This is a genomic window from Candidatus Binataceae bacterium (assembly GCA_036495685.1).
Taxonomy (GTDB): domain Bacteria; phylum Desulfobacterota; class Binatia; order Binatales; family Binataceae; genus JAFAHS01.
In genome coordinates this window covers 1-13,578 of the sequence record DASXMJ010000061.1, presented here as the reverse complement: position 1 = coordinate 13,578, position 13,578 = coordinate 1, and the positions used below count along the sequence as shown (strand labels likewise).

At 60.5% G+C, this 13,578-nt stretch carries 10 protein-coding genes; 7 read left to right on the top strand and 3 right to left on the bottom strand.

The features are described 5' to 3' along the window. Positions 1-129: 129 nt before the first annotated feature. Entirely contained in the window at positions 130-1,503 is a 1,374-nt protein-coding gene (gene dnaA, locus VGI36_07075) for a chromosomal replication initiator protein DnaA (protein HEY2484893.1), read from the bottom strand. Positions 1,504-2,104: 601 nt separating this feature from the next. Between dnaA and hemL the strand changes: the two genes are divergently transcribed. The 5 genes from hemL to atpE all read left to right on the top strand — a co-directional run bounded on the left by hemL (position 2,105) and on the right by atpE (position 5,266). Then, a complete protein-coding gene (gene hemL, locus VGI36_07070) occupies positions 2,105-3,400 on the top strand; it encodes a glutamate-1-semialdehyde 2,1-aminomutase (GenBank protein HEY2484892.1) in 1,296 nt (431 codons plus the stop codon). A gap of 52 nt (positions 3,401-3,452) precedes the next feature. Continuing rightward, positions 3,453-3,668 carry an AtpZ/AtpI family protein gene (locus VGI36_07065; protein ID HEY2484891.1) on the top strand — a complete coding sequence of 72 codons (216 nt, stop codon included), beginning with the start codon at positions 3,453-3,455 and terminating at the stop codon, positions 3,666-3,668. Beyond that, positions 3,665-4,081, top strand: a complete 417-nt coding sequence (locus VGI36_07060) for an ATP synthase subunit I (protein HEY2484890.1) — start codon at positions 3,665-3,667, stop codon at positions 4,079-4,081. Before VGI36_07065 ends, VGI36_07060 begins: the two co-directional genes overlap by 4 nt. A gap of 27 nt (positions 4,082-4,108) precedes the next feature. Continuing rightward, complete coding sequence (gene atpB / locus VGI36_07055; protein ID HEY2484889.1) at positions 4,109-4,807, top strand: F0F1 ATP synthase subunit A; 699 nt, start codon at positions 4,109-4,111, stop codon at positions 4,805-4,807. 120 nt (positions 4,808-4,927) lie between these two features. After that, complete coding sequence (atpE, locus tag VGI36_07050; GenBank protein ID HEY2484888.1) at positions 4,928-5,266, top strand: ATP synthase F0 subunit C; 339 nt, start codon at positions 4,928-4,930, stop codon at positions 5,264-5,266. A 138-nt stretch (positions 5,267-5,404) separates the two neighbouring features. Here atpE and VGI36_07045 read toward each other — a convergent pair whose 3' ends face one another. Continuing rightward, complete coding sequence (locus tag VGI36_07045; protein HEY2484887.1) at positions 5,405-6,166, bottom strand: Smr/MutS family protein; 762 nt, start codon at positions 6,164-6,166, stop codon at positions 5,405-5,407. A 161-nt stretch (positions 6,167-6,327) separates the two neighbouring features. Between VGI36_07045 and VGI36_07040 the strand changes: the two genes are divergently transcribed. After that, complete coding sequence (locus VGI36_07040) at positions 6,328-8,841, top strand: AsmA-like C-terminal region-containing protein (protein HEY2484886.1); 2,514 nt, start codon at positions 6,328-6,330, stop codon at positions 8,839-8,841. 204 nt (positions 8,842-9,045) lie between these two features. On the opposite strand, the gene VGI36_07035 is transcribed toward VGI36_07040, so the two are convergent. After that, complete coding sequence (locus tag VGI36_07035) at positions 9,046-11,385, bottom strand: endonuclease MutS2 (protein ID HEY2484885.1); 2,340 nt, start codon at positions 11,383-11,385, stop codon at positions 9,046-9,048. Positions 11,386-11,579: 194 nt separating this feature from the next. Here VGI36_07035 and VGI36_07030 point away from each other — a divergent pair, with 194 nt between their 5' ends. Beyond that, entirely contained in the window at positions 11,580-13,193 is a 1,614-nt protein-coding gene (locus VGI36_07030; GenBank protein HEY2484884.1) for a carboxyl transferase domain-containing protein, read from the top strand. Positions 13,194-13,578 lie beyond the last annotated feature (385 nt).

Here is a 13,578-nt window from a genome sequence, read left to right as displayed (position 1 = left end):
CAAGAGTGTTTTGTCTGGCACAAGTTGTTGACCAATTACCTGACAATCCCACCTTCCGCGCCTGCTTCCTCATCCCCATCTATACCAGACCTGTTATACGCAAGCTCTCAACAGCTTTCTCCACACTTTTTACGCCGCGTTGGCACGAAGCGATTTCAGTTCCCGCTCGATTTTCTCAATCGAGAGCCTAAAAGCGGAATCGTTGGTTACCCGTCGTTGGATAAGATTGAAAGCGTGGATAACCGTCGAGTGGTCGCGTCCGAACGCCTCGCCGATAACCGGGAAGGAGCTCGAAGTAAGTTTGCGACACAAGTACATGGCGACCTGCCGGCAAAACGCGATGTGTTGGGTGCGCTTTTTGGATTTCAGGTCGGCCAGCCGGATGTGGAAGAAATCTGAAACGGTCTTCTGGATCATTTCCACGTCTGGCTTGGCGTCATGGTTTCTAATCAGATCGTGCAGCGCCTGGCGGGCAAACTCGACCGTAATCGCTGACTTGTTAAGCGATGCCAAGGCGGCCAACCGGGTCAGGCATCCCTCGAGCTCGCGTACATTGGACTGCACGCTTTGCGCGATATAGAGCGAGACGTCGGGAGCCAGTCGCAGGTTCTCCAAGACCGCCTTTTTCTGCACGATGGCCACACGCGTCTCGAGGTCGGGTGGAGCGATGTCGGCGATCAGTCCGGACTCGAATCGGTTGCGGAGCCGCTCTTCGAGCTCTGGAATTTCACGTGGCAACTTGTCCGAGGTGAGCACTATCTGATGGCGGTCGCCGTGCAGTGAGTTGAAGGTGTGGAAAAACTCTTCCTGGGTACGTTCGCGGCCGGCTAGGAACTGCACGTCGTCAAGTATCAGTGCATCGACGCGGCGAAATTTATCGCGAAACTCATTCATCTTGTCCCGGCGCAACGAGCTGATGAGCTCGTTCATGAAAATTTCGGCCGGCATGAACAAAACCTTGCGCGGGCGCTCGCTGGAACCATAGATATGATGCCCGATCGCGTTGACCAAGTGGGTCTTTCCCAAGCCCACTCCGCCATAAATAAAAAGCGGGTTGTATTTTTCACCGGGCTGATTCGAGACCGCCAGCGCTGCAGCATGAGCGAATTGATTGGCCGACCCGACCACGAACTCGGCGAAAGTGTAACGGGTGTTAAGTTGCGGATGCCGGTCCATATGTGGCGAGCTAGGCGCCCGGGTAGGGAGCGGAGGTGGCGCGGGTGCTCGGCCATTGGTCGGACGGCCCTGCTGAGCGGCTGCGACCACCTCGCCCAGCGTCAGCTTCACGTCGATATTTTCTCCCGCCTCGGCGGACAGCGACTTCCGTAGCAGCCCGAGGTAGCGTTCGTTAACCCAATCGCGGAAAAATCGATTGGGTGCCTCGACCGTGACGGTTCGTCCCTGAACCCCAACGAAATTGAGGGGTCCGATCCAGGTTTCAAATCCGACTTGGCCGAGTTCATCACGCAGACGGACAGCGGATCTTTGCCACAAGCCGTTCATACGAGCCCTCCCGACGACACCGGATCGCCCACCACGATCCGGTTGCAATGCGTGTTACGATCGATCGATCGAATTACGCACAAGTTTGTCCACAGGTGTGGATAAGCGAGTTTTCCTTCGGTCCCCTAAGCAAATACCGGCGCCGGCGCCGTGGACTATCAACCAATCCAGCCCCCATGCGATTCCTCCGGACCTATTTTCCCTGAGACAGCGACGGCGAACAGCACGCGCTTTTCGGCCCATGACATCAAGGCCGCGCGAGAATTTTCTCGCGATCAACGTTCCGTGCGATGTGCGGAAAGTTTTACGGCCAAGGGAAGTTGATAAACTCTTTTACGCATAGTGACAAGCCCACACGCGGCGAAACTGCTACGCGCGCGAATTGAAAAGGAAATCTCAAGTATGATTCGCTCTGCAACGCAGCCCTCGGGCGAAAAAAAGAATTGCGGCGCGTGCCCACTCGATTTGAGCCACGCGTGCTGCGAAGGCTCCTGGAGCCAACGCTAGTGATTGCAGGTTTGCCGGTCTGGGTCAAGTTTTTACCTGAGCGAGGCCGTGTTTGAACCATTCGATGCGGAATGTTAGCGAGTGAAGCGCACCAATGACAACCAGAACAAAATCAGATGATCTGCTCAGACGCGCACAAAAAAAAATTCCGGGTGCGGTAAATTCCCCAGTGCGCGCATGGAAAGGAGTCGGCGGTGGGCCGCTCTTCATCGAGCGCGCGCGCGGCGCGTATCTGTTTGACGCCGACGGTACCCGTTTCATCGACTACGTCGGCTCTTACGGCCCCGCAATCCTCGGTCACGCGCCCCCCGAAGTGGTTGCGGCGGTCACCGAACAGGCGACCTCGGGGTTCGGATACGGTGCGCCCACCCGGCTTGAGGTCGAACTCGCCGAATTGATTTCCTCGGCCGTAAGGTGCGCCGACCGGGTGCGGCTGGTGAGCTCGGGGACGGAAGCCGGAATGACCGCGGTTCGCCTTGCGCGCGCCGCGACGGGTCGCCCCGCGATCGTGAAGTTTGATGGCTGCTATCACGGTCACAGCGATTCGCTCTTAGTACGTGCCGGCTCCGGCGGCCTGACCCTGGGCGTTCCGGACAGCGCGGGAGTTCCACCCCAACTGGCGGCGCTCACCATGGTGGCCACCTACAACGAGCTAGGAAGCGTCGAAGATTGCTTCAGAAATAATCGCGATCGCATTGCCGCGGTAATGGTCGAGCCTATCGCCGCGAACATGGGAGTGGTTCTGCCAAATCCCGGGTTTCTCAAGGGCCTGGCCGAGATCGCGCACCGAAACGGGGCGTTGATCATTTGTGATGAAGTTATCACCGGCTTTCGTTTGCGCTTTGGCGCGGTGAGCGAGGCGATGGGCATGGAGCCCGACCTCATCATGCTCGGCAAGATCATTGGAGGGGGTATGCCGGTAGGCGCGGTGGCCGGCCCGGCGCGGTATCTTGATCTGCTAGCCCCGCAAGGTCCCGTCTATCAGGCCGGGACGTTGTCCGGTAACCCGCTTTCCGTACGAGCCGGACTGGAGACTTTAAGAATTCTTAGACGCCCGGGGACATACGAGCGCCTTGAGGCCGCGGGCGCAAGGTTGGAAGCGGGGTTGGTGGCGGCGCTCGCCGAGGGTGATGCGGCAGGATGCGTGAATCGTGCGGGGTCGTTGCTCACGATGTTCGTTGGTCCCGCGCAGGTGCACAACGCGCACGAGGCGCGCGACTGTAACACCGCGAAGTTTGCCGCACTTTTCCATTCACTCATAGAAGATAAGGTGAACATCCCGCCTTCCCAGTTCGAGGCGCTATTCGTCTCCTTGGCGCACAGTGATGCCGATATTGATGCGACGATCGCCGCGGTCCGCCAGGGTCTGAGTAAGGCGTCGCACTCCTGATGGCGGGAGTCGGGTCCGGTCTGTATAAGTCTTGTGGTGGACGCTAGCGGGTATGGCGATTGAAAACGGCAAGTATGCCCGGTTCGCTGCCATCGGCGCTGAATTCTCCAGCCCGATCATCGCGGGAGCCTTGGTTGGCCACTATCTCGATCTATACTTTCGCACCGACCCGTGGCTCACCCTCAGCTTGTTTCTGGCGGGATTGTTCGCAGGTTTCTACCGCCTGATTCGCGAGCTCCAGGCCGCGCAAAAAATGCTCGACAAATGACGCTTTCCGCGAACATGCCGACCATCTCGGCGATCCAGCGCACCAACGCGATCCTGATCGCCGTCACCTCGGCGCTGCTGGGCGCTTTATATTCGCCGCAGGCCGCCCTCGGGTGCGTCCTTGGCGGGGCAGTCGTGATGGCGAACCTGTTTGCACTCGCTATCATCGGACGTTTGGCCCTTGCGGTCGCTTCCGGCGGTGCGAGCTCCGCCGCCAAATTCGGTACGCTGGCGATTCCGCTCAAATTGTTCGTCGTTATCGGGCTGATTTACCTGGCCTTCACCCGCGTGCACATCGACGGGCTCGGATTTGGCTTCGGAGTCTTGACTCAAATGACCGCGATAATTATTGAAACCGGACGTGCCTCGCTGCGCGGTCGCCGGTCGGGCGCCGCAAGTGGGGAAAATGCCTGAGCGGTCGCGTTTGCGGAGAAAAGATTCTTGCCAGAATCCGTACATTTTCTCGAGCTAATCGGCGGCGAAAAGATTCCCGCGGTCATCACGGGTACCTGGATCGTGATGGGTCTGCTGATTGTCTTTGGTCTATTGGCGCGCCGCTCGCTGGCGAGCGCCACGGACCCGGTGGTTCCCGACGAGCGAATCAGCCTGCGCTCCGTCGGCGAAGTGCTGGTCGAGTGGATGGACGGGTTCGTACGCGACGTGACCGAGTCGCCTCACTGGCGGCTGTGGGTTCCGTTTTTCGGAACGCTGTTCATGTTTATATTGGCCGCCAACTTCTTCGGGCTGTTACCAGGCATGGAACCGCCCACCGGTGACTCTGACCTGACCTTCGGGCTTGGTGCTATCTGCTTCGTCTACTACATCTATCAGGGAGTAAAAGCGCAGGGCCTCATTCAATTTCTTCGCAACGATCTGGTCGGGCCGGTCTGGTGGCTGTTCTTCCTGATGGTCCCGATCAATATCGCCGACAACCTGTTCCGCCCGTTTTCGCTCGGAATTCGTCTCTACGCCAATATGTTTGCCGACCACACGGTCCTGAGTATCTTTACCGGGCTGACCAAGCTGGTTGTTCCACTGGCGTTTTACGCACTCGGTTCGATCGTCTGCATCATCCAGGCGATCATCTTCATGGTGTTGGCGATGAGCTATGTCCGGCTCTCGACCAGCCACGGTAATTGAGGACACACTGACCAAGGATCTTTGCGCGACAAAGGAACTCCGCACCTAGCTTGCAGTGGTAGAGGATAGAGGAGGTGGTAGAGGCGGCGCCGGGATCGCGAAAGACAAGGAGATCGCAGAATGGCTCGTAAAATCGGAACGATCACCATGATGGTGACGGCAGCGGTGCTGATGTCACCGTTGCTCGCGTTGGCACAAGACGCCGGCACTGCTGCTGCGCTGCAGCATCCACTACGCGCCGGTTTGATCGCACTCTCGGCGAATATCGGTATCGGTATCGCGGCGTTCGGGAGCGCTATCGGTCAGGGGCGGATGGCTGCGTCGGCAATGGAATCGATCGGGCGCAATCCCAACAGCGCCGGTCAGATCTTCGTGCCCATGATCATCGGCCTCGCGTTCATCGAAGCGTTGACCCTGTATGCGCTGGTGATCGCATTCTTCCTGCAGGCGAAGATCTAGTCTCGAGTCGACCGTGCAAAAAAAGGTGGAACTCCAGTCGGGGTTCCGCCTTTTTTCATTCCTCAGGTTTGGGGTAGCGCCGCTTTCGTGAGGGCGATTTTTGGTCACTGAAACTTTCCAGAATCCGAGGGAATGGTTTTATCTTCTCTTCGTGCCTTCCAGTATCTCAAATGGAGCGCGCTGCTTTTCGCGCCGCAGCAAGACGTACATCGCGCCCGCGCCACCGTCATGAGCGCGTGCTGTGGTGAATGCGAGTACGTGGCCCCCGATAGTCCCATGCGACAGCCAGTTGGCCGCGGCGTGTTTGAGCACCGGTCGCCCGCCGGGCGAGCCGAGACCGCGCCCGTGAACGACTAGCACTGATCGCAAACCCTTGCGGACTGATTCGAGAATGAAATCGGTCAGCGCCTGATACGCTGCTGGCTGGGTCATTCCATGCAGATCGATATGCGACTGCATCGCAAACTCTCCGCGCCGCAACTGCGAAAGTAGCCGCGGGTCCAGTCCGACCCGCATACCTTCGACGTACTCGTCCGTCTCGGTGATGTCGAAAGGAGCTTGGCCCGAAACCAGGTCGGAAAGTTGTGCAATGACCTCATCGTCTTCACTGACGATCGCCCGGTTGGTCCTGCGTTCGAGAGGCACTCGCGCGGCGCCATTGAGCGGCTTGACTCCTGCCAGTGCCTCGCGCAGAAGGGCCTCCTCGTCGATTGGCTTCGATGCTGCCCGCGCCTCAGCGCGGTCAGTCTGCATTGCCGCCTTCTTGGACGCAGGCGCTGAAGCGTTCGCGATGCGCCCGGCCAGCATCTTCTTCAGGTCCTGGAAGGGTGAAAAGACCACCGGCTTGGCATCTCGCCGCTTGGGTGGCTCCCGCCGCCGCGATTTCTGTTTCCTGGCCATGACAAGGAAAAATCCTGACCGAGTGGCACCCAAATTATGCCGTGCCAAAGCCCGCCGGGGAATCACCCGCTCAAACTTTGAAGCGAACCGATCCTGCGTGCGACTCGATCGCATTTGAACTAAAATGGTCGATCTCACATTCGAAAACTTCGCGGATTCGCATGCGCAAACCTCTCATCGTCGTTGGCAGTATCGTCGGGGCACTGATCCTTGCCCTGATCGCGATATTCATCTACGCGGCTGCGAATTTGAATTCGATAATTGCCGAGAATCGCGGCTTTCTCCTGCAACGCGTGAGCGCCGCGCTCGGCAGAAGGATCGAGGTTGCGCAAATCAGGGCGCAACTCGGATGGGGCGTCAGCGCAGACCTGACCGGCGTCACTGTGGCCGATGATCCTGACTTCTCGGCACGCCCGTTTGTTTCGACCTCCGATGTTTCGGCGAAGCTCGAACTGATTCCGCTGCTCGCACGACAGCTTCGGGTCAGCAAGGTGGTGCTGAACGAGCCGGAAATTCGGATCATTCGCAACGGACAAGGCCAGCTCAACGTGTCGACCATCGGCAAGAAGGGCGCAGTCGGGAACCTCGCGCCGGGGCAAGCGGAAAAGGGCGCGGGCGGCGGTGCAATCAGTCAATCGCCGCTAAGCGAGGCGCCAAAGAAAACCCCAGGCGGTGCCGGCGCGATTGGCGTGCTTGAGGTGCACAACTTCGCAATTCAGCAGGGCAAGATCGTTTACGAGCAAGCAGGGCTGCCACCCGTCACCATCTCGCACATCGATCTCGATCTGAAAGGCTTCACCTTCACTTCGCCGTTTGATCTCGCTCTTGTAATGGCGGTGTTTGGCGACGAGCAGAACATCAAACTCGCCGGCCGCGTCGGGCCGCTTGCAACCGGCGGTCGCATCGATCCCAATGAAATCGGCATCGACTTGCATTTGCGGGCCAGTCCAGTTGCGGTCGCACAAGTCGGCGAGCTCGAATTTGCCAAGGCGATTGTGGCCAAACTCGAGGTTTCGGACAAGGTCAGCCTGGACGCCAGCATGCAGGGCAAGCTCGGCGCGCTTTCGATCAAGGCGGCAAGCGATCTGACCCCGAATCGGGTAGCGTTCGGAGACTCGTTTCAGAAACCGGCCGGGACCACGCTCAAGTTTGCGTTTGATGCCTCGCGCAACGGCTCGGAAGTCGGTGTATCCAAAGCTACGATCGTGCTCGGCGATCTGAACCTGGAAGCGACTGCGATCAAATTTGGCGGTGGAAGCTTCAGCGGCAAGATCGACACCAATCGCTTCGACATTGCTTCGCTTGCCAAGCTGGTGCCGACTGCCGCGAAGCTCGGAATCACCGGCAAGGGCGAGGTTCATAGCCAGGTTGCGTATGCGGGCGGCAAGCCATCTGCGAATGGGGTTGTAACACTCGCGGGCATGACGTTGCCGCGCCCGGGGCAAGGCGGTACCGCCGTCAGCGACCTCGGGGGCGACATCAAGCTTAGCGGGACCGCGGCGGACATCGGACCGTTGGCGTTCAAATTGGGCACGGGTCGCGCCACTCTGAGCGCGCGTAGTGATCCGATTTATCCCCCGAGAGCGACCTATGAGTTCACCGCCGACGCGTTGCGGACCACGGATTTTTCACCCAACCGGCCTGCGAACGAGCAACTGACGGGGGTTCGCGCGACCGGCACGTTCTCGATGGCCAATGGTGTCGCGCTTGACGACAACAAGCTCACCTCACCTGCGGGAAATCTGAACAACATTGCCTATACCGGACTTACGGTCGTCACTTCGCTGGCCGGCAAGCAGCTGCACGTATCCCAGCTTGAGATGGGCGCCTTCGGCGGTTCGACCTCCGGCACTGCCGACGCGAGCCTGGAGACCGGGGGACCATTCAACGCCGCCGTCACCATGGCCGGTCTAGATCTCCAGCAGGCGCTCCAGTCTCAGAAGGCCAAAGCCGCAGGTGTGGTGCGCGGATTTCTGAGCGGGCGGGTGCAGTTATCGGGCAAGAACCAGGGTAGTTTCGACGCGATCAAGCCGACCCTTACGGGCAGCGGGCAAGCACAGGTGGCACGGGGCAAACTGGTCGGCGTTAATCTCGGTGCGCAGGTTTTTGCCAAGACGCAGAATCTGCCGGTAATAGGTTCGCTGGTGCCACAGTCGATCGCAAGCAATCATCCGGAACTGTTCAGCAACCCTGACACCGATTTCCAGCAGCTGGGACTGACTTTCGTCATCCAGGGACCGCGCATCACGACCCACGACCTCGTGATGAGAACGGCGGACTACGCGATGAATGGGGACGGATGGTTCGACATGGACAAGAACATCGACCTGACGGCGCGTATCCTGCTGACTCAGCAGCTCACCAACGAAATCATCGCACAGAAGAAAAACGTCGTGTACGTCACCAACAATAGCGGTCAGATTGATATCCCGCTGCGCATTACCGGGCAGTTGCCGAAGCCAACCGTAGTGCCCGACGTCGGCGACCTTGCCCAGCGCGCAGGTCAGCGGGCGGTGGAAGAGCAGGGACAAAAGGCGCTGGGCAAATTGATGGGCAAGAAGGGACTCGGGGCCTTCCTTGGCGGTGGCGGTAACGCCAATACGAAGGGAGGGAACGGTGGTAACAGTCAGCCCGCAAACCCGCTCAACCAGCTAAAGGGTCTCTTCGGCCGGTAATTGTCACTGGGGTGCGATTCAACCTGGGTTCCTGACCGTTCGAGGAAGAAACGTTAGGTTGTTCTCTCTCTTTGCCGCCTGGCGGATCTTGCGCCTCAGATGGGTGAGCAAGTGACGCAAGTGGCTTCGGCCGCCGCTTCGCATACTCCGGAGACCTTTCCGATTCCAGTTTCGGTCGAAGGAAGGGCTCAGGAAGGCAGCTCCTTACAGATTCATCTCCACGATCGTGGCCCCCGAGCCCCCATGGTGTGGGTCCGCTACGTGGAACGAGGCGCAGTAGGAAGAACCGTTGAGATATTCCTGAACCGCCTTGCGCAGCGCACCCGATCCGATCCCGTGCACGATTCGGACCTCGCGCTGATTGGTCAAGAACGCCTGGTCCAAGAAGCTTTCCAGTTTCCTTAGCGCCTCCGCGGTGCGCATTCCGATCAGATTGAGCTGCGCTTCACCGCTGCCCTCCGTGCTGTAGGACACCGCGGGTTCGCGGGTGGGAGCCTCCGGCGCTTTTCCGCGCGCCCGCCTCAGCCTCTCGGGTGCCACTTCGATTTTCAGGCCGCCTCGAGCCACCACCGCGCGCCCCGGGTCAATCGAGAGCAGTTCACCGCGAATTCCCCCGATCTCAACCTGGTCTCCCGGCTTCAATGATGTACCCGGTTCGCGGTCGGGCCTCTGCTCTTCCGGCGTTGGCGGCGCAGCCTGGTCCAATTTTTCGCTGGCTTTAGTCACGAACGTAGTCAAATCACCGCGCCCCCTGGCGCGAGTCTTGAGGTCGCGGATGACTTCCGAACCTTCGCGGCGAAGTTCTTCGATAACTCCCGAAACCTCAGCGCGCATCCGCGTACGTTCCGCTTCGGCCCGTTGACGCGCGCGATCCGCCTGTCCGCGCGCTTCGCCGGACTCGCGCTCCGCGGTTGCGCGGCCCTCTCGCAACCGTTCCGTTTCGCGCGCCAGGCGAGTGCGTTCGGCTTCGAGCCGTTCGATAGCTTGTTCCAACTCGATGTTGCCGGTGCCGAGCGCCTCGCGCGCCGCCGCTACGATTTCACTGGGCAGCCCGAGACGGCTTGCGACTGCGAGCCCATAGCTCTGACCAATCGTATGCGGTTTCAGTCGGTAAAGCGGAACCAGGCGCTCGGGGTCGAAGTCGACGGCGGCGGCCTCGAAACCCGCGCGCGAGTAGGCGTGCAGCTTCACGGCGGTCGAGTGGGTAGCGATCGCGACCAGGCATCGGCGGGTCGCCAGATAGTTCATCAGCCCGATTGCGAGCGCCGCACCCTCGGCGGGATCGGTCCCCGCTCCCGGTTCATCCAGAATTACCAGCGCCGGCTCGTCCAGCGACCGCACAATTTCCGAGAGATTCGCGATATGTCCAGAGAAGCTCGACAGGTTGGCCTCGATCGACTGCTCGTCGCCGATGTCAGCGAACACGCTGCGAAAAACGGTGACGGTACTTCCGTCGCGCGCGGGAATGAGCAGGCCGGTCTGCGCCATCAGTGATAGCAACCCTATGGTTTTGAGAGCGACCGTCTTGCCGCCGGTGTTGGGACCCGAGATGACGATACCCCGCTGGCCCGGCGCGATTTTCACCTCGATGGGGACGACCTCGCGATGTGTTGCCAACAGCAGTGGATGGCGCGCGTCGTTCAGTTCAACTCGATCTTCCGCTATCCGGGGTTCCACCGCAGTCCACCGCTCGGCGAGGATCGCGCGGGCATTGAGACCGTCGAGTTCAATCATCGCGCCGAAGGTCAGGAGCAACTCCTGTGCGTAACCGCCGGTCATCGCGGTGAGTGCGGCGAGAATTCGGTGTTCTTCCGCCTCGGCTTCCCGCTCCAGCATCATTACGCGATTGTTCAATTCGACCGCCCACATGGGCTCGACGAACAGCGTCTCGCCCGAGACCGAGCGATCCTGCACGATGCCCTCCAGCCGCTCCGAGTAGTTGAGCTTGAGGGGAAGCACGAAGCGACGGTTGCGCACGGTCACGACGTAGTCCGACACGAACGGTTCCATCCCCGAAGCGCTCAGCGAACGCAGCAGGCGCGTCTCCAGGTCGGCGCGTCCGTCGCGCAGCCTGGTCCTAAGTCGCTTCAGTTCAGGGCTGGCGTCGTCGAGCAGTCCCCCGTCATCTGCAAGCGCCGACATCAGGGCGTCGGCGAGTTCCTTGGGCGCGAGCAGGTTTTGATGGAGTGCTGCGAGGTGCGGCAGCCGCTCGACACGCGATCCGAGAAAGGCGCCGAGGGTGCGCGAGGCCAGTACGAAGTCGCGGACGGAGACCAGGGACATTCCATCCAGCATGGCGCCCGCGCGCGACGCCACGAGCAGGAGATTGCGCTGGTCGGCGAATTCGCGCATCGGCAGTGTGCCGGCGCGCGAGCGGAGCGCGACCATCTCCGCGCTGGCGCGAAGCCGGTCGCGGACCTCGACCGGGTCGGTCGAAGGATGCAATTTCGCGATGGCCTCACGCCCCGGCTCGGAGGCTGCATGTTCCATCACCAGATGCAGCACTTTATCGAATTCCAGCGCTTTCAGATCGCGTTCTCGCATGCCGAGGACTTGCGGTCCCTCCCCGCAAAGAGGCTTAAGTCGCCAAGTGCACCGGGCTGATGGTCAACGGTCGGGCAGCGTAGCCATCAAGCCGCCGAGACTCATCCGGGCGCCGCGGCGTCTTCTCCCGAAAGGAGAAGAAATCAAGCTAATATCTAGCCGAAACTCTCCCGCTAGGCATCAAGAGGACTTGCATGGAACGCATCGAGTCGCGCATCAGCCCGAGTTCCGCGGAATTCCGTGCCAATCAAGAAGTGATCGAGGCGCAGGTCAGAAGACTGCGCGCCGAAATGGAGCGCATTCGTCTGGGAGGTCCGGAGCAGGCGCGCAAACGTCACGCCGAGCGCGGCAAGCTGCTGGTGCGCGATCGGGTGCGCAAGCTTCTCGACCAGGGCAGTCCGTTCCTCGAACTTTCCGCCCTCGCCGCCTACAGCATGTACGAAGATGACACACCGGCCGCCAGCATCGTCACTGGCATCGGGCGGGTTTATGGCCGCGAAGTGGTGGTGGTTGCCAATGACGCGACCGTCAAGGGCGGTACCTATTACCCGATGACGGTGAAGAAGCATCTGCGTGCCCAGGAGATCGCGAGCGAAAACCGGTTGCCGTGCATCTATCTGGTCGATTCGGGTGGCGCCTTCCTACCCCTGCAGGCCGAAGTCTTTCCGGATCGCGAGCACTTCGGGCGCATCTTTTATAACCAGGCGCGTATGTCCGCGATGGGAATCGCGCAAGTGGCAGTGGTCATGGGATCGTGTACCGCGGGCGGTGCCTACGTCCCGGCGATGTGCGACGAAAACGTGATCGTGCGTAATCAGGGCACGATTTTCCTGGCCGGCCCCCCGCTGGTTCGCGCCGCGACCGGGGAGGAAGTGAGCGCCGAAGACCTCGGCGGCGGCGATGTACACACGCGCCTGTCCGGCGTCAGTGACCACCTCGCGGACGACGATGAAGATGCGCTGCGGATCGCACGCGCGATCATCGAAAACCTGGGTCGGCGTAGCGTCCAGGACGCGTTGCAGCAGGACGCTCCCGAAGATCCCTACTACGATCCGGCCGAACTCTACGGAGTGATCCCCTCGGACACGCGCAGGCCGTATGAGGTTCGCGAAGTCATCGCACGCATCGTCGACGGTAGCCGGATGCACGAGTTCAAACCGCGCTACGGGACAACGCTGGTGACGGGATTTGCGCGGCTTTACGGCTACCCGGTAGGAATCGTCGCCAACAACGGAGTGCTCTTCAGCGAATCCGCGCTCAAGGCCTCGCATTTCATCGAATTGTGCTGCGCGCGCCGTATCCCGCTCGTGTTCCTGCAAAACATCACCGGCTTCATCGTCGGCAAACGCTACGAGCAGGGCGGTATCGCGAAAGACGGAGCGAAGATGGTCAACGCGGTCGCCAACGCGCAGGTGCCCAAGTTCACCGTGATCATCGGCGCGTCGAACGGCGCCGGCAATTACGGGATGTGCGGCCGCGCATACGGCCCGCGGCTGCTGTTCATGTGGCCCAATTCGCGCATCTCGGTAATGGGCGGAGAGCAGGCCGCCAACACCCTGCTCACCGTCAAGCTCGACCAGTTGAAGCGCGAGGGCGGCTCGATGACCGAACCGGAACAGCGTGCGTTCACACGCCCCACGCTGGAGAAATACGAACTCGAGTCGAGCTGCTACTATTCGAGCGCCCGCCTATGGGACGACGGGGTGCTCGATCCGGTCGAAACCCGCAACGCGCTGGCGCTCGGCATTGCCGCCTCGCTGAATGCGCCGATTCCCACGGCGGCGCGGTTCGGCGTGTTCCGCATGTAGCGCATAGAGGAACGGAGCGATGTGGAAGTCGGCGAATACTACGACGACTTTGGAAAATTAACTCGTCGCGAGGTGCCGCGCGACCGATCGGCGCTTGAAGTGGGGTCGATACGGTAGCCTTCAAGTGAGGGTACCCTAGCGTAGCGGGCGTCGCGCACGCTCCAAGACGTTTTTGCAGGGGCGCAGAAGCACCGTGGCCAGGTCGGAGCACGGGGCAGGTCGTCTCTCCGCAAAAAATAGAGCAGTTACTACGGGCAAATTTCCGGAATCTGTGCGGACAGCGCCACGAATCGCGCCAGATTCACCCCAGAGGGAATAAAGGCCATCCCGCCCGGATTGCCCAAGCCCGTTACAATTGGTGTTACGAATCCGGTTGTCAGGTTCG